General features: G+C 69.8%; 24 protein-coding genes and 2 tRNA genes. 13 read left to right on the forward strand and 13 right to left on the reverse strand.

The window, feature by feature from the left end:
- Window positions 1–16 precede the first annotated feature (16 nt).
- Entirely contained in the window at window positions 17–988 is a 972-nt protein-coding gene (locus ABD732_RS00375; protein ID WP_344779435.1) for a prephenate dehydrogenase, read from the forward strand.
- Between the two features lie 10 nt (window positions 989–998).
- On the opposite strand, the gene ABD732_RS00380 is transcribed toward ABD732_RS00375, so the two are convergent.
- Window positions 999–1,598, reverse strand: a complete 600-nt coding sequence (locus ABD732_RS00380; RefSeq protein ID WP_344779437.1) for a putative glycolipid-binding domain-containing protein — start codon at window positions 1,596–1,598, stop codon at window positions 999–1,001.
- A gap of 19 nt (window positions 1,599–1,617) precedes the next feature.
- Window positions 1,618–2,340 carry a hypothetical protein gene (locus ABD732_RS00385; RefSeq protein ID WP_344779439.1) on the reverse strand — a complete coding sequence of 241 codons (723 nt, stop codon included), beginning with the start codon at window positions 2,338–2,340 and terminating at the stop codon, window positions 1,618–1,620.
- A gap of 200 nt (window positions 2,341–2,540) precedes the next feature.
- On the opposite strand from ABD732_RS00385, the gene ABD732_RS00390 reads away from it, so the two are divergent.
- Window positions 2,541–2,963 carry a DUF2510 domain-containing protein gene (locus ABD732_RS00390; protein WP_344779441.1) on the forward strand — a complete coding sequence of 141 codons (423 nt, stop codon included), beginning with the start codon at window positions 2,541–2,543 and terminating at the stop codon, window positions 2,961–2,963.
- A gap of 47 nt (window positions 2,964–3,010) precedes the next feature.
- Here the strand turns inward: ABD732_RS00390 and ABD732_RS00395 are convergent.
- Window positions 3,011–3,083 (reverse strand) — tRNA-Arg (locus ABD732_RS00395).
- A 71-nt stretch (window positions 3,084–3,154) separates the two neighbouring features.
- A tRNA-Ser gene (locus tag ABD732_RS00400) sits at window positions 3,155–3,243 on the reverse strand.
- Between the two features lie 120 nt (window positions 3,244–3,363).
- Here ABD732_RS00400 and hisC point away from each other — a divergent pair.
- The 3 genes from hisC to ABD732_RS00415 all read left to right on the forward strand — a co-directional run bounded on the left by hisC (window position 3,364) and on the right by ABD732_RS00415 (window position 6,987).
- On the forward strand, window positions 3,364–4,422 hold the full coding sequence (gene hisC / locus ABD732_RS00405) for a histidinol-phosphate transaminase (protein WP_344779443.1): 1,059 nt from the start codon (window positions 3,364–3,366) through the stop codon (window positions 4,420–4,422).
- A gap of 16 nt (window positions 4,423–4,438) precedes the next feature.
- Complete coding sequence (locus ABD732_RS00410) at window positions 4,439–5,074, forward strand: TetR/AcrR family transcriptional regulator (RefSeq protein WP_344779445.1); 636 nt, start codon at window positions 4,439–4,441, stop codon at window positions 5,072–5,074.
- Between the two features lie 206 nt (window positions 5,075–5,280).
- The gene (locus ABD732_RS00415; protein ID WP_344780322.1) at window positions 5,281–6,987 is read left to right on the forward strand and encodes an FAD-binding dehydrogenase; all 1,707 of its coding nucleotides are present in this window, start codon (window positions 5,281–5,283) and stop codon (window positions 6,985–6,987) included.
- A gap of 10 nt (window positions 6,988–6,997) precedes the next feature.
- On the opposite strand, the gene ABD732_RS00420 is transcribed toward ABD732_RS00415, so the two are convergent.
- Window positions 6,998–7,987 (reverse strand): alpha/beta hydrolase, encoded by a 990-nt coding sequence (locus tag ABD732_RS00420; RefSeq protein ID WP_344779447.1) that lies wholly within the window; start codon window positions 7,985–7,987, stop codon window positions 6,998–7,000.
- Window positions 7,988–8,083: 96 nt separating this feature from the next.
- On the opposite strand from ABD732_RS00420, the gene ABD732_RS00425 reads away from it, so the two are divergent.
- Complete coding sequence (locus ABD732_RS00425) at window positions 8,084–8,527, forward strand: acyl-CoA thioesterase (RefSeq protein ID WP_344779449.1); 444 nt, start codon at window positions 8,084–8,086, stop codon at window positions 8,525–8,527.
- Here the strand turns inward: ABD732_RS00425 and ABD732_RS00430 are convergent.
- Window positions 8,515–9,726 (reverse strand): AAA family ATPase, encoded by a 1,212-nt coding sequence (locus tag ABD732_RS00430; RefSeq protein ID WP_344779451.1) that lies wholly within the window; start codon window positions 9,724–9,726, stop codon window positions 8,515–8,517. The two genes, ABD732_RS00425 and ABD732_RS00430, sit on opposite strands and share 13 nt — an antisense overlap.
- Window positions 9,727–9,735: 9 nt before the next feature.
- Entirely contained in the window at window positions 9,736–10,956 is a 1,221-nt protein-coding gene (locus ABD732_RS00435; protein ID WP_344779453.1) for an acyltransferase family protein, read from the reverse strand.
- A gap of 170 nt (window positions 10,957–11,126) precedes the next feature.
- On the opposite strand from ABD732_RS00435, the gene ABD732_RS00440 reads away from it, so the two are divergent.
- Window positions 11,127–12,758, forward strand: coding sequence for a DUF222 domain-containing protein (locus ABD732_RS00440; RefSeq protein ID WP_344779454.1), 1,632 nt, complete (start codon window positions 11,127–11,129; stop codon window positions 12,756–12,758).
- Here the strand turns inward: ABD732_RS00440 and ABD732_RS00445 are convergent.
- From ABD732_RS00445 to ABD732_RS00470, 6 genes are read right to left on the reverse strand one after another with little or no spacing between them, the layout of a single operon-like run.
- Window positions 12,755–13,528 (reverse strand): LysR family substrate-binding domain-containing protein, encoded by a 774-nt coding sequence (locus ABD732_RS00445; RefSeq protein ID WP_344779456.1) that lies wholly within the window; start codon window positions 13,526–13,528, stop codon window positions 12,755–12,757. The two genes, ABD732_RS00440 and ABD732_RS00445, sit on opposite strands and share 4 nt — an antisense overlap.
- A complete protein-coding gene (locus ABD732_RS00450; RefSeq protein ID WP_344779458.1) occupies window positions 13,525–14,091 on the reverse strand; it encodes a hypothetical protein in 567 nt (188 codons plus the stop codon). The genes ABD732_RS00445 and ABD732_RS00450 overlap by 4 nt, the downstream gene beginning before the upstream one ends.
- Window positions 14,088–14,636 (reverse strand): DUF6286 domain-containing protein, encoded by a 549-nt coding sequence (locus ABD732_RS00455; RefSeq protein ID WP_344779460.1) that lies wholly within the window; start codon window positions 14,634–14,636, stop codon window positions 14,088–14,090. The genes ABD732_RS00450 and ABD732_RS00455 overlap by 4 nt, the downstream gene beginning before the upstream one ends.
- Window positions 14,633–15,073, reverse strand: coding sequence for an Asp23/Gls24 family envelope stress response protein (locus ABD732_RS00460; RefSeq protein WP_344779462.1), 441 nt, complete (start codon window positions 15,071–15,073; stop codon window positions 14,633–14,635). The genes ABD732_RS00455 and ABD732_RS00460 overlap by 4 nt, the downstream gene beginning before the upstream one ends.
- A complete protein-coding gene (locus ABD732_RS00465) occupies window positions 15,066–15,248 on the reverse strand; it encodes a DUF2273 domain-containing protein (protein WP_344779466.1) in 183 nt (60 codons plus the stop codon). Before ABD732_RS00465 ends, ABD732_RS00460 begins: the two co-directional genes overlap by 8 nt.
- Entirely contained in the window at window positions 15,248–15,703 is a 456-nt protein-coding gene (locus tag ABD732_RS00470; protein ID WP_344779468.1) for an Asp23/Gls24 family envelope stress response protein, read from the reverse strand. Before ABD732_RS00470 ends, ABD732_RS00465 begins: the two co-directional genes overlap by 1 nt.
- A 150-nt stretch (window positions 15,704–15,853) precedes the next feature.
- On the opposite strand from ABD732_RS00470, the gene ABD732_RS00475 reads away from it, so the two are divergent.
- From ABD732_RS00475 to ABD732_RS00500, 6 genes are all read left to right on the forward strand, one after another.
- On the forward strand, window positions 15,854–17,125 hold the full coding sequence (locus ABD732_RS00475) for a helix-turn-helix domain-containing protein (RefSeq protein WP_344779470.1): 1,272 nt from the start codon (window positions 15,854–15,856) through the stop codon (window positions 17,123–17,125).
- Between the two features lie 137 nt (window positions 17,126–17,262).
- Window positions 17,263–18,786, forward strand: coding sequence for an acetaldehyde dehydrogenase ExaC (exaC, locus tag ABD732_RS00480; RefSeq protein WP_344779472.1), 1,524 nt, complete (start codon window positions 17,263–17,265; stop codon window positions 18,784–18,786).
- A gap of 63 nt (window positions 18,787–18,849) precedes the next feature.
- A complete protein-coding gene (locus ABD732_RS00485) occupies window positions 18,850–19,272 on the forward strand; it encodes a DUF779 domain-containing protein (protein WP_344779474.1) in 423 nt (140 codons plus the stop codon).
- 96 nt (window positions 19,273–19,368) lie between these two features.
- Complete coding sequence (locus tag ABD732_RS00490; RefSeq protein WP_344779476.1) at window positions 19,369–20,913, forward strand: NAD(P)/FAD-dependent oxidoreductase; 1,545 nt, start codon at window positions 19,369–19,371, stop codon at window positions 20,911–20,913.
- Window positions 20,914–20,923: 10 nt separating this feature from the next.
- Window positions 20,924–22,126: a hypothetical protein gene (locus ABD732_RS00495; protein WP_344779478.1), complete on the forward strand. Its 1,203-nt coding sequence runs from the start codon at window positions 20,924–20,926 to the stop codon at window positions 22,124–22,126.
- A 5-nt stretch (window positions 22,127–22,131) separates the two neighbouring features.
- Window positions 22,132–22,740 (forward strand): TetR/AcrR family transcriptional regulator, encoded by a 609-nt coding sequence (locus tag ABD732_RS00500; RefSeq protein WP_344779480.1) that lies wholly within the window; start codon window positions 22,132–22,134, stop codon window positions 22,738–22,740.
- Window positions 22,741–22,751 lie beyond the last annotated feature (11 nt).

A 22,751-nucleotide genomic window follows, 5' to 3' on the forward strand; every position in this document is an offset into this window, starting at 1 on the left:
TCCGATGCGGCCGCCGATGTGCGACCCTGAAAAGGTGCCCCACCACAATGCGCGTCCGGTCTGCATCCTCGGCCTCGGGCTGATCGGCGGATCCCTGCTCCGGGTCCTCGCCGACGCCGGGCAGCCGGCGTACGGCTACAACCGATCGCCGCAGACGGTCAACGAGGCGACGGCGGCCGGCTACGACGCCTCTTCGGACCTCGCCGCGGTGCTGCAGCGGGCCGCCGGCGACGACGCGCTCGTCGTGCTGGCGACGCCGGTCCCGGCCCTGCCGGCGATGGTCGCCGCCGTCGCCGAGCACGCGCCCGGCACTGTGCTGACCGACGTGGTCAGCGTGAAGGAGGAGGTCTCCCGGATCGTCGCCGCCGGCCACCCCGGCGCGCGCTACGTCGGCGGCCACCCGATGGCCGGAACTGCGGAGTCGGGCTGGGCGGCAACCGATCCCGGCTTGTTCACCGGAGCCATGTGGATGGTCGCCACCGACGACGGCACCGACCCGCAGGACTGGCTGGACGTCGCCCGGCTGGCCCGCCTCGCCGGCGCCATGGTGGTCCCCGCGGCGATCGACGCGCACGACCGCGCCGTCGCAGCCATCTCCCACAACCCGCACCTGACCGCGGCGGTCACCGCGACCGTGGGCGCCGGGGAGAGCGCCCTGGCGCTGCGGCTGGCGGCAGGCAGCTTCCGGGACGGCACCCGAGTCGCAGGGACGGCACCGGACCTGCAGCGCGCGATGCTCGAGGGCAATGCGATGGCGCTGCTGAACACGCTGAGCGAAACCATCGACCGGCTCGTCGCGGCGCGCGACGCGCTGCGCGACCGCGGCAGTGTGGAGGTGATCGTCGCCGACGGGCACCGGGCCCGCGAACGTTACGAGGCGATCGCCCAGGCCGCGCCGCAGCCCATCGACGACGTGCAGATCGGTGCATCCGGCTGGGAGGCCGAGCTGCGCCGCCAGGGCCACCTGGGGCGCGTCTGGCTGGGCTGACGCCCGACGATCAGATTCGGGTGGCCACACCCGGGAAGTCGACGATCAGCCCGTTCTCGTCGACGGTGAAGTTCCACGAGCCACGGGCGGAGGTCATGTCCACCGAGCCGCCCGCGGAGCCGACGTCGTTGAACACGTACGACTTCTCGAGACGATCGACGCTGCAGCTGGGCAGGCTCAGCTCCACCAGCGGAAGCTCGATGCTCGATTCTCCCGCCAGCAGCCCGTACCGGCGGATCACCAGCGACTTCAGGAACGGCGAATGCCACAGGTCCACGGTGTCGGCGCCGCCGAAGTCGCTGTGCACCACACTGTCCGGGCTCTGCACCATCCAGCGGCCGTCCATGTCGCGGCTGATGTCGAGCTGACTCTCGCCACTGGCCTTGACCATGCGCACCGACAGGCGCCGGGTGACGCCGCTGTCGGTGGTGACCAACTCGTACGACACCGAGAACGCCTCGTGGTCGGGGGTGGCAGCGCTGATGATCCGGCCGTAGGCGCGGATGCGCGCACCGCTGATGTTCAGGCGCACCTGCTCCAGGCGGTCGGCATCGGAGCCGCGCCAGGTGAGCATGGTCTTGACATCGTTGGACGATTCGCGTGAGGACACACCCCTACGTTAACCCTTGTCAGCCCTGACAGGTGAGCAACCTCAGCGGGGACGAGGCGTCCAGTTCCCTCTCGGCCACCACCTCGCCGTCGACGGTGATCCGGCACGACGCCTTCTGCCCCTCGGTGACCAGCACGGTGAGCCGGGCCATGCCGTTGGTCACCGCGTCCTTCGTCCAGGTGCCGCCGTTGATCGAGGTCACCTGGGTCCGCCCCTCGGTGAGGAACAGCACCGTCGCGCGACCTTCGGTGACCGCCTCGTAAACCGTCTCCTGCGACGGTCCCTGACCGCGCGGCGTGCTGCGCGGCGGGGGCGTCGGCTGCTGCGTGGGGCCGTCGCCGGGATCCGGGTCTTCGTTGTCGTCGAGGTACGGGTCGTCGAGGGGCTGAGAGATCGGCGGCAGATCCGAGCGCTGCGCGAACTGGTTGTCGTCGTTGCCGCTGGAGGAGAGCAGTTTGAGCGCTCCCGCCACCACCAACACCAGCACCAGCACGGCGGCGATGCCTGCCATCGTGCGCCAGACCGGATCGCGACCGGGACGCCCGGGGCCCGGTGCGCCCGACCCGGGCGCCTCGGGCGGAGGCGGCGGATCGGCGGGCAGCTCAGCGGCCGCGTTCGGCGGCCGGTACTGGAACTGCGGAGTGCCGTCGTCGGCGAAGCCGAGCGGCGGATAGGTCTGCCCGCGCGCGACCGGCGGCCGGTACGGCGGCGCTGGGCGCTGAGGTTGCGGCGGCCTGGTCATAGACTCCATTGTGCCGGTCGATCACGGACACGAGAACGCCCCCACCGAACTGACCTGGTGGGAGCATCTCAGAGTGAAGAGAAGTCTGTTCAGGCCGCGGTGCGTGCAGGGTATTTCCCGCCACCCGATCCCGACGGCCGGCAGCGCCGTTCCGGACCAGACGACGCCGGCACCGGATCCGGGCGGGAAGAAGGAGACACATGAGCTTGTTCGAGAGATCGTCGCCGAAAGCACGAACGGTCAAGTCCTCGGCGCTCGTCGGCGCTGCAGTCGGCGCCTTCCTGTCAGTCCTCGTGATCGTGCGGGTCCTCATCTCCGCTGAGTTCCGCGCCGGGGGTGCCGCATACCTTGTCGGTGGCCTGATCGGCGGACTGATCCAGGGCGTCCTTGTCAGTGCCGTATTCGCCGGGTTCGGCGCGCTGACCGGTCTCGTCATCGCGTCGTGTAAGCGACTGCCCGGCAAGGCCGAGTCCGCTTTCGGCGCTCATCAGCCACCGACTCCAGTCTTCCAGTCGCCGGTTCCGGCAGGTTGGTATCCCGACCCACATGGCAGTGAGCTGCAACGGTATTGGGACGGCGAAGTCTGGACCGAGCACACCGCACCGGCAGCCCCCGGCCGGTAGGACAACAGAACCCCCTCTCACCTTCGCAGGTGAGAGGGGGTTTTCTGTGCGCCCGTAGGGATTCGAACCCCAAACCTTCTGATCCGTAGTCAGATGCTCTATCCGTTGAGCTACGGGCGCTGGCACGCAGAGCGAGTGTACTAGGTGCACTCGTTCCGACGCTATTCGGTTGTCCGGGCGAACCCGGTCAGCGGAGACGAGAGGATTTGAACCTCCGGTCCCTTTTTCAAGAGACAACTCATTAGCAGTGAGTCCCATTCGGCCGCTCTGGCACGTCTCCTGGTCTCAAGTCCTCGCGGACTCGCTCGCCGTTGTGAAAGGTTACACACGGCTCACTCACGGAGGCAAATCGTCCGAACCGGGGGTGATCGATGCACGTGAAGGGCCTACATTTGACGGCGTGACGCTGCGCATCCGCCCCGATCTCGACTCGCTGCCCGCCTACGTGCCAGGCAAGACCTTCCCCGGTGCCGTGAAGCTGGCCAGCAACGAGGTGACCGAGCCCCCGCTGCCCGCCGTGGCCGAGGCGATCGCCGCCGCGGCGGCCGGAATCAACCGGTATCCGGACAACGGCGCGGTGGCGCTGACCGAGGAACTCGCCAAGGAGCTGGGCGTCACCACCGCCGAGGTCCAGGCCGGCTGCGGCTCGGTGACGCTGTGCCAGAACCTGATCACCATCACCAGCGGACCGGGCGACGAGGTCCTGTTCGGGTGGCGCAGTTTCGAGACCTACCCGCTGGCCACCCGGGTCGCCGGCGCCACGCCCGTGCAGGTGCCGCTGACCGGTGACGCCGTCCACGACCTGGAGGCCATGGCTGCCGCCGTCACCGACCGCACCCGCCTGGTGTTCATCTGCAACCCGAACAATCCGACGGGCACCGTGGTGGAGGCACAGGCGCTGCGCACCTTCCTGGAATCGGTTCCCGGCGATCTGTTGGTCGCGTTCGACGAGGCGTACGTGGAGTACGTGCGCGCCGACGAGGCCCACCGGATCGATGCGCTGGCCCTGCGCCGCGAGTTTCCGAACCTGGTGGTGCTGCGCACCTTCTCCAAGGCGTACGGCCTGGCCGGCCTGCGTGTGGGCTATGCCGTCGCCGACCCGCAGGTGATCACCGCGCTCGGCAAGGTGCACATCCCGTTCTCGGTGAACAGCGTGGCCCAGGCCGCCGCCATCGCCGCCCTGGGCGCCCAGGACCAGCTGCTGGCCCGCACTGACGCGGTGGCCGTCGAGCGCGAGCGGGTGACCGCCGCCCTCCGCGGCTTCGGGTACCGGGTCGCCGATTCGCAGGCCAACTTCGTCTGGCTGGAACTGGGCGCCGACGCCGCCCCCTTCGCCACTGCGGCCACCGAATCCGGCGTGGTGGTGCGCCCGTTCGCCGGGGAGGGCGTGCGGGTCACCGTGACCGTCCCCGCGGAGAACGACGCCTTTCTCGCTTTCGCCCGTTCGTGGATCTCCTGACGGGGCGGCCCCTCTCGTGACCACCGACTCGGATCCGGATCCCACCGCCAAGCGGCGACGCGGCAACACGCGCCGCCGGTTGCTCGACGCCGCCTATGAGATCTTCGCCGAGATCGGTTTCGGGCACGCCACGGTGGAGACGGTGGTCGACCGCGCCGGCTTCACCCGCGGCGCCTTCTACTCCAACTTCGACTCACTCGAAGAGCTGTTCCTCGAGATGTGGGCGGAGCGGTCGGCCGTGATGATCGACGAGCTCCGCGCCGCGCTCGACCGGCTCGCCGCCGACGACGTGGTGGACCTCCGCGAGATCGTCGAAGGGATCGAGGCGGCGCTGCCGCTGGACGAGCGCTGGTGGGCGATCACCGCCGAGGTCACCGCGCACGCTCTGCGCCATCCGGACCTGCGTCAGACCATCGCCTCCCGCGAGGCCGCGATCAGCGATCTGATCCTGCCGATCGCCGTGGACCTGCTCGGCCGGATCGGCCGGTCGATCCCCGACCCGGGGGCGTTCATGCAAGCGGTCGTCGCGGTGTACGACGGCACCACTCTGCAGGTGCTGCTCGAGCCGGATCAACCGGAGATCCGGGAACGCCGACGGGCGCTGTTCGAGCACGCGATCCGCGACTTCTCGGCCGCCGAACAGGACGGATGATCGCCGCGGGGAGTTCGATACATTTTCGTACTGAAAGTCTTCCCCGGGACCTTACTCTTCGGTAATCTGTGCGCACCGCCCGCGCCCGGCCGCTGTCGCCTGCGCGACACCACCGACCGAAAGGCCCCGCAGTGCCGGACGCCCAGCAGAAGACGGCCACCCGCCGCCAGATGATCACCGGGGGCGCCGCCGCCCTGACCGCGGCGATGCTCGCCGGGAAGGCCGGACCGGCCGCCGCTGGGCCGTCCCAGCATGCCGATGCCATCGTCGTCGGCCACGGTCTGTCCGGGCTGGTGGCCGCGTGCGAGCTGGCCGACGCCGGCAAGAAGGTGCTGATCGTCGACCAGGAGTCCGGCAAGAACCTCGGCGGCCAAGCGCACTGGAGCCTGGGCGGGCTGTTCTTCATCGACTCCCCCGAACAGCGTCTGATGGGCATTCAGGACTCGCACGACCGCGCGCACCGCGACTGGATGACCACGGCGGGCTTCGACCGCGAGCCCGCCCGACGCGGCAGCGAGGACTACTGGGCGCGCCGCTGGGCCGAGCGGTACCTGGAGTTCGCCGCCGGCGAGAAGCGCTCGTGGCTGGCCGGCATGGGCGTGTTCTGGGTGCCCGTGGTGGGCTGGGCCGAGCGCGGCAACGGCGACCCGCGTAAACCCGGCAACTCCGTCCCCCGCTTCCACATGACGCTCGGTACCGGCCCCGGCGTGGTGGAACCCTTCGAGCGCCGGATCCGTGAGGCACAGAAAGCGGGCCGGGTGCGCTTCGCGTTCCGGCGGCGCGTCGACGAGATCGTCACCACCGGCGGCACCGTCACCGGGGTCCGCGGCACCGTGCTGGCACCCAGTTCGATCGCGCGGGGCCGCGCCAGCTCGCGGGAAGCGGTGGGCGACTTCGAGTTCCGCGCGCCGCTGGTGATCGTCGCGTCCGGCGGCATCGGCGGCGACCAGTCGCTGGTACGGCAGAACTGGCCGTCCCGACTCGGCACCGCCCCGGGGTTCATGGTGACCGGGGTGCCCGCGCACGTCGACGGCCGCATGCTCGCCATCACCGAGCGCGCCGGCGGTCGACTGGTGAACCGCGACCGCATGTGGCACTACACCGAAGGAATCCGCAACCACTCGTCGATCTGGCCGGGCCATGGCATCCGGGTGCTCGCCGCCCCGTCGTCGATGTGGTTCGACGCCGCAGGCCGCCGCTTCCCCACGCCCGGCATCCCCAGCTTCGACACGCTGGGCACCTTGGAACTGATTCAGCGGTCCGGCCACGAGTACTCGTGGTTCGTGCTGAACGAGAAGATCATCGAGAAGGAGTTCGTGCTCTCGGGGTCGGAGCAGAACCCCGAACTGACCGCCAAGAACCTGCCGCTGTATCTGCTGAACCGCACCAAGGGGGTGCCGGCCCCGGTGCAGGCCTTCGTCGACCGCGGCCCCGACTTCGTCACCGGCCGCAACGTCGCCGAGCTCACCGCCAAGATGAACCGGCTGACCGGCACCGGCTTGCTCGACGCCGCGGACCTGAAGAAGCAGATCGCCCGACGCGACGACGAATCCCGCAAGCCGCACTCGGCCGACCCGGGCATCGCGGCGATCAAGCGCTCCCACGCGTACATGGGCGACAACCTGTTCCGCACCGCGCCCATGCACCCGATCCTGGATCCGGCGGCGGGCCCGCTGATCGCGATCAAGATGAACATCCTGACGCGGAAGACACTGGGCGGCCTACAGACCGACCTGTCCGGTCGCGTGCTGGGCGACGACGGTGCCCCGATCCCGGGACTGCTGGCCGTCGGCGAGGCCGCCGGATTCGGCGGTGGCGGGCTGCACGGCTACCGCGCTCTGGAGGGCACCTTCCTGGGCGGCTGCCTGTTCACCGGCCGGCAGACCGGCCGGGCCGCCGCGCGCATGCTCTGAGCGCGAGCGGTCAGGTGATGGACGGCGCCAGGGTGCTCCAGGCACCGGCCAGGTCCTGCTTCCAGTACACCCAGTTGTGGGTGCCGATCAGCCGGAAACCCGGGGTGTAGTTGATACCGGCCGAGGTGAGCTGGGCGGCGAACTGCAGGGAGCAACGGTAGGCCGCGGCCTCCAGTGCCGAACCGGCAGCGATCTGCGCGTCCTCGGGTCCTTCGGACGGATCACGCTTGATGGTGAAGTCGAGCGGGCCGATGGCGCCCGATCCCGAGCTCACGTAGACGGCCTTGCCCTTCAGGGTGTCCAGTCGCTTGGACGGGTCGTGCGCCTTCCAACGCTTGCCGCCGGTGGGTCCCCACATGTTGTTGGCGTCTCCGCCGGACTTGGCGACGGTGGTGCGCACGTAGGCCTCGTTGGCCGGCTCGGACACCGGCGGGCAACCGCTCAGCGAAGCGACGCCGTTGTACAGATCGGGGTGGCGGGTGGCGAGGGCGAAGGCCGACTGGCCGCCCATCGACAGACCCATCACCGCATTGCGCCCGTTGGAACCGAACTGGTCGGCGATCAGCGGGGGCAGCTCTTCGGTCAGGAAGGTCTCCCACTGCGGCTTGCCGAGCTCGCCGTCCTTGCGCATCCAGTTGGTGTAGAACGATCCGCCGCCACCGGCCGGAAGCACCACATTCACGTTGCGCCCGGCGAAGAACTGAGCGGCACCGCCCTTGGTGATCCAGTCGCTGACCTTCTCACCGGCGTCGGCGCCGTCGAGCAGGTACAGGGTGCCGCGCGGAGCGGAACCGCCCGGCGACAGCACGGTGACCGGGACGGTTCCGTCCATCGCCTTGCTCTTGATGTTCAGGTCGGTGCGATGCAGTCCGCGCTGAACCTTCTCGACCACCTTCGCTCCACCGGGTGCCGCCTCCGCCGGTGCCACCGACAGCACCGCCGCACCGAGGGCGACTGTGGTGACGGCGGCCAGGAGCGAACGGAAACGCAGCGAGGTCATGGTCGCCAAAGATACCTGCCTCACGTTGCGGTTGCGTAAAGTGCGTCTGAGAGTGCTCTAAGGAATCGGCGGTCCACCTGGCGTTACACTGCCGCCATGTCCGATGAGCAGAACTCTTACGCCTTCGTCGCGCACGTGCCCGTGCGCTGGTCGGACTCCGATCCCTTCGGGCACATCAATCACGCCCGCATCGTCACGCTGATGGAAGAGGCGCGGATTCAGTGGCTGCTGAGCGCCGGCGAGGAGTACGCGCCGCTGATCAAGAGCGCGATGATCGTGCACGTCGAGATCCGCTATCAGGCCCAGCTCCGGCACGACGACAGCCCGCTGTCCATCGGCATGTGGATCAAGGGGAACCGCAGCGTGGACTTCACCATCGGCTACGAGATCCGCGGCGCACAGGCGCCGCTCGACTCCCGACCGGCCTGCGTCGCCAGCACGCAGATGGCCGTCGTCGACATCGAGGCGCACACGCTGCGCCGCCTCACCGACACCGAGAAGGAATACCTGCGCCGCTGGGGCCGGGGTCAGGGCTCGTAGCGCTCAGGTAGTTCACGCATCGTCTGCGGCGCGATCCGGGCGATGTTGCCCTGCAACACGTCCCGGTAGATGCGCAACTGCTCTTCGCCGGCGCGCACCTGTTCGGACAGTCGGCGGGTGTGATCGGCGGACAGCTCGCGGTCGCCGGAGCGGGCCAGCAGGTGATCGATCCGGTCGTCCAGGGTGGAGGCGCGGTCGTACTCGTCCAGGATCCGCAGTTCCGCGGCGGCCGACTCCACGGTCTGGGCGATCTCGACCAGCGCCTGAACGCGCTCGAGCAGTTCGGTCCACACCGGCCGCAGCGCCGCCTCGCGCTGCTCCAGGTGCTCGGCGAACCCCTCGTCGAACCCGCCGCTGGCGCGGGCGCGATCCAGGTCGACGCGCAGCCCGCGCAGGGCGACGACGTCTGCGGCGATCTCCGCGAGCTCGGCATGCAGGTTCACCTGGGTCCGCTGCAGTTCGAAGAAGTCCGACCCCCACGCGGGACTGCGCACGATGCGGTCGTAGAAGTGGCCCGCGACGAACTGCAGGGTCTCGTAGCCGTCACTGAACGTCGACCCGCCGCGACCGGTCGGCGCCGGCTGGCCCGGCGCCCCGCCGAGCGCCTCGTTGATCCACTCCTCGACGTTCTGGGCGGCGCCGCGCCCGGCGAGCGATCCGACGAAGCCGGCGACCCGGTCGACTGCCGCGGTACCGGCCCGGCGCACTCCGCCTCCGACCGGGAGGTTCGCGACCGGTGTGTACAGCAGACCGACGAACAGCTTCTCGCGTTCGTCGATCTCCAGGTAGAGGTTCTCGCGCCGTTCGCGGCGGATGGCGCGCGTGCTGGTGGCGAAAACGCCCTTGCCGCCGACCACCACGCGGCGGGCGTCCTCGCGCTTGCGGATCATGCTCGACAGCCGGGACCGCAGGACGGTGGCCACCATGTTCGGCATCGAGCCCGTCGCGAGCTGCTGTTCCAGGTGGGCGATGGAGTGCTGGAGCCGCCGCAGGTCCACGTACGGCCCGGAGAGCCGTGGCAGCGGGAGTCCCGCCGACATCCGGCGGACCACCAGCGCCCGTCCGCCCGGCGACGTGTGGCCGGCGGCGATCAGCAGGGCCGCGTCGTCGGACAGCGGCGGCGGATCGCCGGGCAGCCGCGAGTCGCGCGTCCACTGCCGCAGGTCGGCCGTGGTCACCGGAACGCTCGCGGGAGTCATGGCGTCATTCTACCTGCGCAGACCCGCCTCATCGCGAGGAGAACTTCGCCACAGCCGTGCGCGGGCGCGTGCCTGCGGGGTCGCGCACAGCAGGTGCAGCAGCCAGGCGATCGGAGTGCTCACCGCCACCGTCACCACGAAGACGAGCAGGAACGACCCGGAGAAGACGCCGTAGCCGAGCCAGCCCATCACGAACTCGAGCACCATCACGTGCACCAGGAAGAACTCGTACGAGATCTCGCCGAACCAGACCACCGGGCGCGCGCCGCACACCCGCTGCCACCCGTCCGGCCCGGACTCCGACTCGGTCAGGCCGGTCGCCAGCGGCCCGATGAGTCCCATCCCGACCACCAGGTAGAGCACGTGCTTGATCACCGTCGCCCCCGCGTCGTCGGCGATGATCGTGGGCCCGCCGGCGAAGTCGCCGGCCGAGATCAGGAAGGCCGCCGCCGCGACCGGAACCCAGATCCGCCACGGCCAGCGCGTGCCCAGCTCCGCCAGCACGGCGATCACCATGCCGCCGACGAACCAGCTCGCGAAGGCCGGCGGCCACATGCGGGCCGTCGGATCGATGTCGGGAGCGCCGTGAACGGCGATGGTCCAGATCGGTGACATCAGCGCGAGCGCGCCGAGGCAGAGCAGGAGGAGGTCCGGGCGCCAGCGGTTCCGGCAGACGAGGGCCGCCATCGGCCATGCCACCAGCGGAAGCACGATGTAGAAGGCGACCTCCGCGGCCATGCTCCACATCTGGGTGAGGCCGGTGTGCAGGTGACCGTAGCCGTAGACCTGAGTGAACGTCATGTTCCGCAGGAAGCTCGCCCAACCCTGTCCGGTCTGCCCGGGATCGGTGCGGACCAGGAAGATCAGATAGACGGCGATCACGGTGATCCAGTACGGCGGCACCACGCGCCGAAAGCGGTGCCAGGCGTAGCGCCCGAGCGACGGGTACACCGCCACCGCCGGCTGAGCTTTCGTAGCCGGCTGAGCGCTCGTCGCCGGCTGAGCTTTCGTCGCCGGCTGAGCCTGTCGAAGCCCCCGCACCCACGGCCGGAACAGCAGGAAGCCGGAAAGCACGAAGAAGAGGGCGACGCCGACGTCGAACCGGGAGAACAACCGGCCCGCGAAGTCGTCGGTGTAGTGCCCGGTCCAGAAGGCCGCGTGCGTGAGGCACACCGCCAGCGCCGCCGGTCCCCGGATTCCGGTCAGCGGCGCCGAGCGCGAGAGTTGCACGTCTCCATCATGGATGGTCGGCCGATCACCACGCAATCAGTCCTGTGACCTGCCGTTTTCGTCAATCGCAATACGCCGGAAATTTCTCTGTTCGAACACTTGCGCACATCGAGGTGTGGATGTAATCTAAATCATAAGCGAGTCGAACACAGAGACGAAGGGGAGGCGCCGTGGTTCACATCGATCGCAGTTCCCCGTGGAACCGGGTGGACTTCTCCGCTGCCGGCATGGTCGCACCAGGCGCCGACGACGACGAGCACACGCAGTGCCACGACTGGCTCCTCTACGCGGCCTCCGCCCATCGCGGCCAGGCCTACCTCTACTGGGCGCAGTTGCACGCGATCGGCGAGTTCATCGACATCGCCCTGGTCAAGCTCGACGACGCCGTGTGCGCCGGCGGCGAGCAGAAGGATCTGTTCGACCCCTACACCGTGGCCGTCGGCGAGGTCGGCATCCTCTTCGCGGTGGCGCCCCCGGCGGCGCGGGCCCTGGTGGCCCAGGCGGTGGCCGCGTCCGAGCGTCTGCCGAAGACCGCCGACCTGCTGCGCGAGGGCACCATCAGTCAGCCCATGTTCGTCACCGCCGTCGCGCGCACCGACATCGTCGACGAGCCGGAACTGGTCACCGCCGTCGACACCGATCTGGCGGAGGCCCTGGCCGGAGCCGGGCACATCTCGGAGAAGAAGGCCGAGAAGATCGCCGACCGCGTGGTGACCCGACACGACCGCGACGCCATCCGCCGGCGCCGCGAGAAGGCGCGCAAGCGCAAGAACGTCACCAACCGCGACTACTCCGACGGCTTGGGCGGCGTCAACGTGACCGCCGACGCCGAGGAAGCCCGCCTCGCCCTGGCCGCGGTCAACGCACTCGCGGAGGGCGTGTGCCCGAACGATCCGCGCACTCTCGGCCAGCGACGGTCTGCGGCGGCGATCGCCCGGCTGCGCGGCCTCCCGTTCACCTGTGCCTGCCCGGACTCGTCGACCTGCACCGCCACCCTCGGCGATCAGGAGATCTCCGACCGTCAGGCCCGCATCATCGTGCACGCCGTCTGCCAGAAGTCCACGCTCGACGGTGAAGACGACGAACCCGGATTCCTGGACGGCTACGGGCCGATCAGCGCCGAGCACGCCCGCGACCTCGCGCAGCGCCCCGACGCCACCGTGCGGAATCTGGACCTGGACGACCTGACCGAGCACACCCCGCCGATCGAACGTCCAGCGCTGATCGTCCACACCAGCCAGCCCGCCGATCCCTACCGGCCCAACGCGACCCTCGACGCCCTGGTGCGCGGCCTGTTCGCGACGTGCACCGTCGCCGGCTGCGAACGGCCCGCGTGGAACTGCGAGCTGGACCACGTCGACGAGTTCGATCAGATCTGCCCCGACTCCGGCGGACCGACCTGCCTGTGCAACATCGCGCCGAAGTGCAAAGCACATCACCTCTGGAAGACGCACCTGGGTGCCGATCGCCCGGAGAAGGGCTGGGTCGACGACCTCTGGATCGAGGACGACGGCTCGGTGTGGTCGTCGGTCACCCTCCCGTACGGCATCACCGTCGAGATGGCCGCGACCAACCAGTGGCTGTTCCCCCAGCTGGCCGAACTGCGCTGCCTGCATCAGGCCCAGGCGCCACCCGAGCCTCCCACACCGTCCGGCCCGACCACCGGGACCGGAAACTGCCCCACCGGGGGCGGTCTGCGAGCCGCCACCGCGTACAAGCACGCCTGGCGCCGCGCCGAGCGCGCCCGACTCCGCAACGAACGCCGGCGGGCCGCCGAGGCCGGTGACCCGCCGCCGTTCTAAGGCTTGCGGGGGCGCCGCCCCTTGCGCGGCTGGCGGTTCTGGCGGGTGCTGCGTGCCGGGATCGTTCCCGCGGCCTCCTTCGCGGCCCGGCGCGCAGCGGCCTTCTCCTTGGCCGAGCGCTTGGGAGTCGGCTGGTTCTGGCCGCGCGAGGATCCGGGGCGTCGTCCGCGGACCACGCCGATGAACTCCTCCATCAGGTCCCCGGTCGGCTCGCGCCACAGCAGGCCGACCGGGGCCACCGGCCCGTCGGCGAGCGGACGGTAGGTCAGGTCACGGCGGTGGTGAAGGCGGGCCAGGGACATCGGCACCACGAGCACCCCGAGACCGGCCGCCACCAATTCCACGGCGTCGGCGGTGGTCTCCGGCCGGTGGTCGATCTGCGTGCCCGGGCGATCGCGCCAGGCCAGCACGTCGTCGAGCGGCAGCAGGTACTGCTGGTCGGCCAGGTCAGCACAGACCAGTTCGTCGGCGGCGGTCAGCAGGTGGTCCTTCGGCACCACCACCACCGGCACCTCCCGGTACAGACCGATCACCGCCAGCTCCGGTTCGTCTGCGGCCGGCCGGGCGACGGCGGCGTCGACCTCACCCGAGGTCACCAGGGCGCCGGCTTCGGCGGCCGGGCAGGCGACCAGTTCCACCTCGACCCCGGGGCGGCGTTCGCCGAACGCGCGCACCCACTTGGCCGGCAACACCCCGGGCACGTAGGCGAGCCGGAAGACGGCGCCGTCGTCTGCACCGGCTCCGTCCGGCACGTCGGTCGCGGGCGTCATAGGCGTCCGGCGTTCGGCGAGGCCAGTTCCACCATGGCCTGCACGTGCAGACCGGAGCCGTCGAAGGCCGTGCGGACCTGCTCGACGGTATCGGCGAGCAGCCCTTCGATCTCGTCGTACGACCGGTGGGCCGGCGCGGTCACCGAGATCCGGAGGATCGTGGAGCCGCGGTCGTCGATGGCCTTCACCGCGACGTCGTCGAGAAGGGTGCTGCCGGACAGTTCGTCGGCCACCGCCGTGGCGATCAGGCCGGGGGCGATCGTCATCCGGCCACCCTCGGCGGAACCGTCGAGCACCAGGTCGGCCGCCGCCTGCGGACGGACCATGGTGGCCAGCAGCCGCACCGCCCAGATCACCGCGAGCAGCGCCACCCCGACCAGCACCCAGGTCCACCAGCCGGCGTCGGCGCCGCGGGAGATCTTGTCCGGATCGATCCTGGCGATCCACCCCGCCACCGGCTCCACGCCGGTCTGCGCGAAGATCCCGGCCAGGCCGAGGCAGATCAGCAGCAGGCCGATCAAACCGACCGAAACGCGGTTCCAGGCCGCGGGCAATCGGTTCATCGCGGTTCCCCCGCCCGGCCGCGCGCATGCTTCACCGTCACCGTGCGGCCGCCGAAGCCGTGCACGACCTCCTCGACGGCCTCGGTGACGGCGGCGCGATCGATCGCGCCCCGGTCTCCGGCCACCGTCACGGTCACCTTGCGTCGCCCGTAGTGGGTGACGGCCCCGTCGACCCCGGGCAACGCGGACGCGGCGGCGCTGCAGCGTCGTGCGATGTCGCGCGGACGGGTCCACATGACGCCGTCGTCGCCGTATTCCACATAGTCGTGCCGGCGGGGCCGGACCGCCGTCCACAGCAGCGCCAGCCCGGCCACGACGGCGAGCACGGCCACCAGCCACATCCAGGTCTGCCAGCCTGTGCTCGCACCCCAGTGGGTGGCGCCGCGCAGCCATTCGTCACCGCTCAGCCAGCCGGCGCGCACAGCCAGATCACGGATCGCGAGCCCCGCCAGCACCAGGAGCAGCAGCGCCAGCACGGCCCCGGCCGGAACGGCGGAGGGCAGCGCAGCCGGGCGTGCGGTGGACCGCCGGTCGTCGGCGCTCACGCGGGCTCCTCGACGGCGGGTTCTTCGACTGCGGGAATCTCGATCAGCCCGGCGCGACGACGGCGCACCTGCGCGCGCGGCACCAGCTGGACCACGTCCACGTCCACCGCCACCGGGCGCACCCCGGTGAGGCGCATCAGTTCGTCGGTCAGGTGCTCGCGCAGATCCCGGCACACCCGCGTCACCGGGCACGGCCACTCCAGCGCCACCTCGACCGACAGGCGCGGCAGTGCCGCGCTCATGTCGATCCGGGCCCGCGGATAGCCGCCGCCGACCGCCGAGAGCATCGCGGCCGGCCCGGACAGGAGCGACCCCATCCCGGCGGAGTAGCTCACCACCGCGTCCACGTCGAGCGCCGCGCGGACGGCGATGGTCTCGCCCACCTTGTCGTCCAGGATCAGTCGGCCCGGCACGTCGACGTCGAGCTCGTCAGCCACGGTTACGGCTCCGCACCACCGCGGTCAGATCGATGGTGCCGTCGCGGTGCAGGCCCAGGAGCAGACCGATGCCGCCCAGCACCACACCGAAGAGGAAACCGGTGAGGCCGCCGGTGGTGGCCGTCAGCGTCAGCAGCAGACCGGCCAGGAGGCCGACGGCGGCGAAGTTGTTCATCACTGCACCCGCGGCGGCCGCGCCGGGTCGGCGACCTCGTCGTCGGCGTCGGGGAGATGGACGTCGCTCACCGTCACGTTCACCTCGGTCACCTCCAGCCCCGTCATGCCCTCGATCGCGCCGACCACGTTCCGGCGGATCGCCGCAGCGAGTTGATGGATGGCGACGCCGTACTCGGCGATGATCTGCACGTCGACGGCGGCCTGCTTCTCCCCGACCTCCACGTCGATGCCCTGGGTCACGTCGGCGGTGGTTCCAGGCAGCACGTCGCGGACCTTGCCGACCATGCGCTCGCCGGCACCGCCGAGGTCGTAGACGCCGACGATCTCCCGCGTAGCGATCCCCGCGATCTTCGCGACGACGGTGTCGGCGATCGCCGTGCGCCCGCGGCCCTCGGCGGGATCACGCCGGACCACCTCGCCCTGCACGGTGCCGGCAGCGGTACTTTCGGACATCAACGCCTCCTCGTCGCCGGCCGAACGGCCGGCTCCCTCTCAGCGATTATTGCCGACGTCACACTCGCATTGGCAGAATCGATGTCAGGACCCTCGCGTCGAGGGGAAGCCGACCCCGACCCCGCCGCGTGGTCCACAACCGGAGGTGCCATGGCCGACGCCACGATCGCGCACATCCACGCTGCCTACGAACGGCTCCGGTCGGGCGACGAACCCGTCGCCGACAGCGTGCGTTCTGTGGTGCGGGAGTCGTGGCTGCGCTCGGTCCGGGGCGGCATCGACCCGGATACCGCCGACCCCGAACAGCCACAGAACCACCTGGCCGACGGCGATTTCGAGGAGTACCGCACCACGCATCGGCTGGCTGCCGTTCGCGACCTGGTCCAGTCGCTGATGCTCGACGACATCGCCGGCTCCGGCGTCGTGGTGGCGCTCACCGACCGGATCGGCCGGCTGTTGTGGGTGGAGGGCGACCGGTCCGCCCGCGACCGCGCCGCGGCCATCGACTTCGTCGAAGGCTCCGTGTGGAGCGAGGAGGCCGTCGGCACCAACGCTCCCGGGCTGGCCCTCACGCTCGAGCAGGGCGTGCAGATCCTGGGCCCCGAGCACTTCGCCAGCCGCGTACAGCAGTGGAACTGCGCCGCCGCACCCGTGCACGACCCGGTGACCGGGGAACTGCTGGGGGCGGTCGACGTCACCGGAGGTCCGGCGGCCGCGGCGCCGTTCGCTCTCGCCGCGGTGCGCTCCGTCGTCGCCGCGGTGGAACGAGAGCTTCGGTCCCGGGCGGTCGATCTGGCGCCGTCGGCCCTGCTGCGTCTGCGGGCCGAGGCCCCGGCCGCGGTCAACCGGCTGACCGTGCTCGACGGCGCCACCTGGACGCCCGCGGGCGGACCGTCCGTGCCGCTCTCCCCGCGCCATGCCGAGATCCTGCTCCTGCTGCAGAGCCACCCCGAAGGCCTGAACACCGAACAACTGGCCACCCTGCTGTCCGACGGCGACCTGGGCGCGGTCACGGTGCGCGCGGAGATCTCCCGGTTGCGGCGGGACCTCGGCGATCTGATCGCGGCGCGGCCGTACCGGATCAGCGTCGAGATGAGCTCGGACGTCGGCGACGTCCGCGGCCTGATCGACGGCGGCGACCTGACTGGCGCCGTGAGCGCACTCGGCCGCGGCGGACTGCTCGCCGAGTCGATGGCGCCCGGCGTCGTCGAGTTGTTCGAGGAACTCCGCGAGGACCTGCGATCGCGGGTGCTCAGCAGTGCCGATCCGGCCGCCCTCAACGGCTGGACGTCGTCGCCGCACGGCCGCGACGACACCGAGGCCTGGCAGCGCCTGGCCGCCGTGCTGCCGGACGGGCACCCGCAGCGGGCCGTCGCGACCGGTCGGATCCGGCTGCTCGACCGTCGCTACGGCCTCCCCTGACACCGGCTCCGACCTCCTCGGCGACGGGCATCGGGCTCGATGCAACGTGACTGCAACCACACAGGGTTTACCGTGTGTTTCAGATCACCTACGTGACCTGACTGCACAAGTCACCGCTGCACAAAGAGGAGTATCCGATGACGGTTTTCGCCAAGCCCGGTTCCGAAGGCTCGCTGATGAGCTACGAATCCCGCTACGACAATTGGATCGGCGGGCAGTGGGTGCCGCCGGTGAAGGGTCAGTACTTCGAGAATCCCTCCCCGATCGACGGCAAGACCTTCTGCGAGGTGGCCCGCTCGACCGCCGAGGACATCGAACTCGCCCTCGACGCCGCGCACGCCGCCGCTCCCGCCTGGGGCAAGACCTCGGTCGCCGAGCGCTCGGCCGTCCTCAACAAGATCGCCGACGTGATGGAGGCGAACCTGGAGAGCCTGGCCGTCGCCGAGACATGGGAGAACGGCAAGGCCGTCCGTGAGACGCTGGCCGCCGACATTCCGCTCGCGATCGACCACTTCCGCTACTACGCCGGTGTGATCCGCGCCCAGGAGGGCGGGATCTCCGAGATCGACCAGGACACCGTCGCGTACCACTTCCACGAGCCGCTCGGCGTCGTCGGCCAGATCATCCCGTGGAACTTCCCGATCCTGATGGCCACCTGGAAGCTGGCTCCCGCGCTGGCCGCCGGCAACTGCGTGGTCCTCAAGCCGGCCGAGCAGACCCCGACATCGATCCTGTACCTGATGAGCCTGCTCAGCGAGGTGCTGCCGCCCGGCGTGATCAACGTGGTGAACGGCTTCGGCGTGGAGGCGGGCAAGCCGCTGGCCTCCAGCAACCGCATCCGCAAGATCGCCTTCACCGGCGAGACCACCACCGGCCGGCTGATCTCGCAGTACGCCTCGGAGAACCTGATCCCGGTGACCCTGGAGCTGGGCGGCAAGAGCCCGAACCTGTTCTTCGACGACGTGATGAGCGAAGACGACGGCTTCCTGCAGCGCGCCCTCGAGGGCTTCGCGATGTTCGCCCTCAACCAGGGTGAGGTCTGCACCTGCCCGAGCCGCGCGCTGATCCAGGAAGGCATCTACGACAGCTTCCTGGAGAAGGCCGTCGACCGGGTCAGCAAGATCAAGCAGGGCAACCCGCTCGACACCGAGACCATGATGGGCGCGCAGGCCTCCAACGACCAGTACGAGAAGATCCAGTCGTACCTGTCCATCGGCCGGGAAGAGGGCGCCGAGGTGCTCATCGGCGGCGAGGCCGTCGACCTGGGCGGTGACCTGTCGGGCGGCTACTACATCAAGCCGACCGTCTTCCGTGGCAACAACGACATGCGGATCTTCCAGGAGGAGATCTTCGGCCCGGTGCTCGCGGTGACCAGCTTCCGCGACTACGAGGACGGCATCAAGATCGCCAACGACACCCTGTACGGCCTGGGCGCCGGCGTGTGGAGCCGTAACGGCACCGTCGCCTACCGCGCGGGCCGCGACATCCAGGCCGGCCGTGTGTGGACGAACACCTACCACGACTACCCGGCACACGCGGCCTTCGGCGGCTACAAGAACTCCGGGATCGGCCGCGAGAACCACCTGATGATGCTGTCGCACTACCAGCAGACCAAGAACCTGCTGGTCGGCTACTCGGGAGACCCGAAGGGCTTCTTCTAGAAAGCCGGTTGCGCCCCGGGGCCTCGCCCCGGGGCGCATTCTAGTCTTGAGAGGTGATGAGTGATGAGTCGAGATGCTGCCCCCGATCGCGTGGTCGCCACCGAGTCCGCGACGGCACTGCTGACCAAACTGACCGAGTTACACGGCGGCCTGATGATCCACCAGTCCGGCGGCTGCTGTGACGGCAGCGCACCGATGTGTTATCCGGTGGGCGACTATCGCATCGGTCAACGCGACGTGCTGGTCGGCGAACTGGACCTGCCCGACCCGCTGCCCCTGGTGCGGGTGTGGATCAACGGCGATCAGTTCGAACTGTGGAAGCACACCCAACTGATCCTCGACGTGGTCCCCGGACGCGGCGCCGGCTTCTCACTCGAAGCACCCGAGGGCGTGCGGTTCCTGTCTCGCGCCCGCGCCTTCAGCGACGACGAGAACCACGCGCTATCGCTGTCCCCTCCCAAGACCGGTGCCCAACTGGAGGTCTGAAACACGTTCCAGTCTTGTATTGACGTGTTCCGGGTCACCGCCCTACGGTGTTACATCACACAGACTTTGTATGACGTAACGACCGAGGAGAAGCGCATGACCCATGGAAAGCTGGCCGTCGTACTGGGCGGCAGCATCGCCGGAATGTGCGCCGCCGGCGCTGCGGCGCCCTACTTCGACGAAGTCCTCGTTCTGGAACGCGACGTGATCGGCGAGGACGCCGAACACCGGCGCGGTGTGCCGCAGAGCAAGCATCCGCACTTCCTGCTGAACTCGGGCCGACGGGCGATGGATCGGATCTTCCCCGGCTTCGAACAGCGGCTGATCGACGCCGGAGCGCTGCACATGATGCCGTCCCAGGCCGCGGCGCACTGCGAGGGCGCCGGCTGGATTCCGCGCGGCGAAAGCACCATGACCATGGTGTACGCCTCGCGTCTGCTGATCGAGCGCACCCTGCGGGACGTGCTCGCCGAGGTGTCCAACGTGCGCGTGGAGGAAGGCGTCAATGTCGCCGGCCTGGAGACCACCGGCGCCGACGCCCCGGACGGCGCGGTGACCGGCGTCTGGGTCACCGGTGGCGACTACGGGCGACAGCGGACCCTGATCGAGGCCGACCTGGTGGTCGACGCCCTCGGACGAGGGTCGCCGGTCGACGACTGGCTCGAGCGCGACGGCTGGCCGGCGATCCGGGTCCAGTCGCTCGACGCCGGGGTCACCTATTCGTCCCGCTGGTATCAGAAGCCCGCGGAACTTCCGGACGATTGGTGGTGGGCCCAGATGTCGGTGATGCCGACCTCGGACACCGGGCCGCATCCGCCCGAGCACGACTTCCTCTGCCAGATCTTCCCGATCGAACACGACCGGGTGCTGGTGACGATGGGTTCGTGGGGCCTTCCGATGCCGCGCGAGGAGGACGACTTCGTCGCCGCCACACGCAAGGTGCGCGCTCCGGCCTTCGGCCGCGCCGTGGCGCTGTGCGAGCCGATCTCCAAGGTCTTCGTCACCAAGTCCACCGGCAACCGGCGCCGCCGTTACGACGAGCTGGAGAATCCGCCCGCCGGACTCGTCGTCCTCGGTGATGCCATCTGCGGCTTCAACCCCTTCTACGCGCAGGGGATGAGTTCGGCCGGTAAGTCGGCGCTGCTGCTAGGCGAGAAGCTCGCCGCCGATCGGCCCCTGGACGCCGGCTTCACCCGCGACTTCTTCGCCGACCAGCGCGCCCTGCTCGACGACATCTGGGTGCTGGCACTGGCTCGGGACCAGGGCTACGACAACGCCGAGGGCACCGAACTGGCCCCGCCCTGGCGCCGGCGGCTGGCCTATCGGGCGTCCTGGCCGATCTTCAACCACATCTCGGCGACCACCCGGGAGGACAAGAAGGTCGAAGAGCACTTCACGGCGGTGTTCAACCTCGACGAGTCGGTCACCGAGATGATCAAGAGCCCGCGGGTGCTGGCCGGGTTCGCCTGGTACGGGATCAAGCGGATCGTCGGCCGCACGACGCTGCCCATGGGATTCGACGCGCAGCAGGATCCGCCGTCCGACATCTGGAGCGACGGCAAGCCGCGCCCGGGCGGCCGCGCCCAGGTGGTCGGCAGCACCACCGCTTCCGCCGCTTCCACCGCTTCGGTCACCGACTGAGCCGGGCGACATGGCCATCTGCGATCCGGGCACGCCCGCATTCATCGTCACCCGCTACCTCGGATTCGTCTGCGAGGACGCCGATCCGGTGGCGACCTTGCGCAATCCGTTCACGCTGGAGCACTGGAGCCAGCCGATCCTGGAGCTCACCATCATCATCGGCGCCGTGCTGGCGCTGGTCCACGCCGTCCGCCGCCTGCGCCGCGACGGCGACCCGACCAACCTGGCCCTGTGGTTCGGCGCGCTGGTCTACCTGTTCATCATCGAGCCACCGCTGTACTTCCCCGAATGGTTCGGCATGCAGGACGCGATGGGCTTCATGTTCGCCCACAACGTCTTCACCGTGGAGTTCATGTACGACAGGCTGCCGCTGTACATCGTCGCCTTCTATCCGGCGATGAGCCAGGTCGCCTACGAGATCGTCCGCGCCCTCGGCTTCTTCGACGGCCGCAAGTGGTCGGCGCTGCGCGGCTCGCTGGTGGTGGCGCTGGTCTTCCAGGTGTTCTACGAGATCTTCGATCAGCTCGGTCCGCAGCTGAAGTGGTGGGCGTGGAACGTCGACGAACCCTTCTACGGTGCCGAATCCGATCTGCTCGGCAATCCGTCGGCCGTACCGCTCTTCGATTCGGTGCCGTGGAGCAGCGTGTGGCTGTTCGCGACCGTCTCGTTCGCGGTGCTCACCTTCTTCTGCGTGCTCCTGGTGCAGAAGCCGACGATTCAGGGCCGCTCGGTGCGCGGCTGGTCGCTCGTCTGGCGGATCGTCGTCGCCGGCGCGCTGGCGGTGATCTCCATGCCGATCCTCTCGATCAGCACCGCCGTCTTCGGGCGGGAGAACGCCAACCTGACCGCGCAGACCGTCGTCTTCGCGATCCAGGTGTTCGGGATCTGGGTGATCGGGCTCTGGCTGCTATGGGATCAGTGGCGCCGGACGCGCGCGGACGCCGAGCCGGACCTGATCCCGGCGCGGACCGCGGCACCGTTCCTGCGGTTCTTCCCGATCCTGTTCCTGGTGGTGATGGCCGTCCTGTGGATCGCCGCGCTGCCCGCCTACTTCGAAGCGGTCGACGGGGTCACCGCCGACGGAACACCGATCGGCAACCTGCCCTACGTCGTCGCCTGCTTCGTGGTGGCGATCGCGGTGCTGGCCGTCGCTCTCAAGCGCGGGGCGACGGTCGCACTCAAGCGAGAGCCGGAGATCCGTGTGAAAGCATGAGGGCCGTGAGGACTCGTGGGTGGCAGGGGGATCTCCCCCAGGATGCGGACGAGGCACGGGCCCGGATTCTCGAGGCCGCGTCCCGCTGCGTCGAGCGTTTCGGTCTGGCGAAGACCCGGATGGGCGACGTCGCCGCCGAAGCCGGGGTCACCCGCCAGACCGTGTACCGGTACTTCTCGTCGGTCGACGAGATGCTCTCGGCGGTCGCAGCCGCCGGGGCCGGCGAGTTCCTGGACCGCATGGCTGCGGCGCTCGACCATGTCCGCACGGTGGAAGAGGCGGTCAGCGAGACCATCATCTACTGCCTGCACGCACTGCCCGACGAGCCCGGACTGGGACTGATGCTGCGGGCCGGGGCCACCGAATCGTTCAGCCGCGAGGTGACCACCTCCGGCGCGGTGGCGCTGGGGGCGCAGATGCTGCGCCGGCTCCCTGTCGACTGGCCGGCGCAAGGGTACGACGAGGACGCGATGGAGGGCCTCGCCGAACTCGTCATGCGGATGTGGCTGAGTTTTCAGCAGTACCCGCATCACCCGCCGCAGACCGACGACCAGCTGCGAACCTTCTTGCGCCGCTGGGTGTCTCCGCCCCCGCCGCCGCAGGCCGACCGATAGCGCCCGGTGCG

This window comes from Gordonia caeni (genome assembly GCF_039537105.1).
Taxonomy (GTDB): Bacteria; Actinomycetota; Actinomycetes; order Mycobacteriales; family Mycobacteriaceae; genus Gordonia; species Gordonia caeni.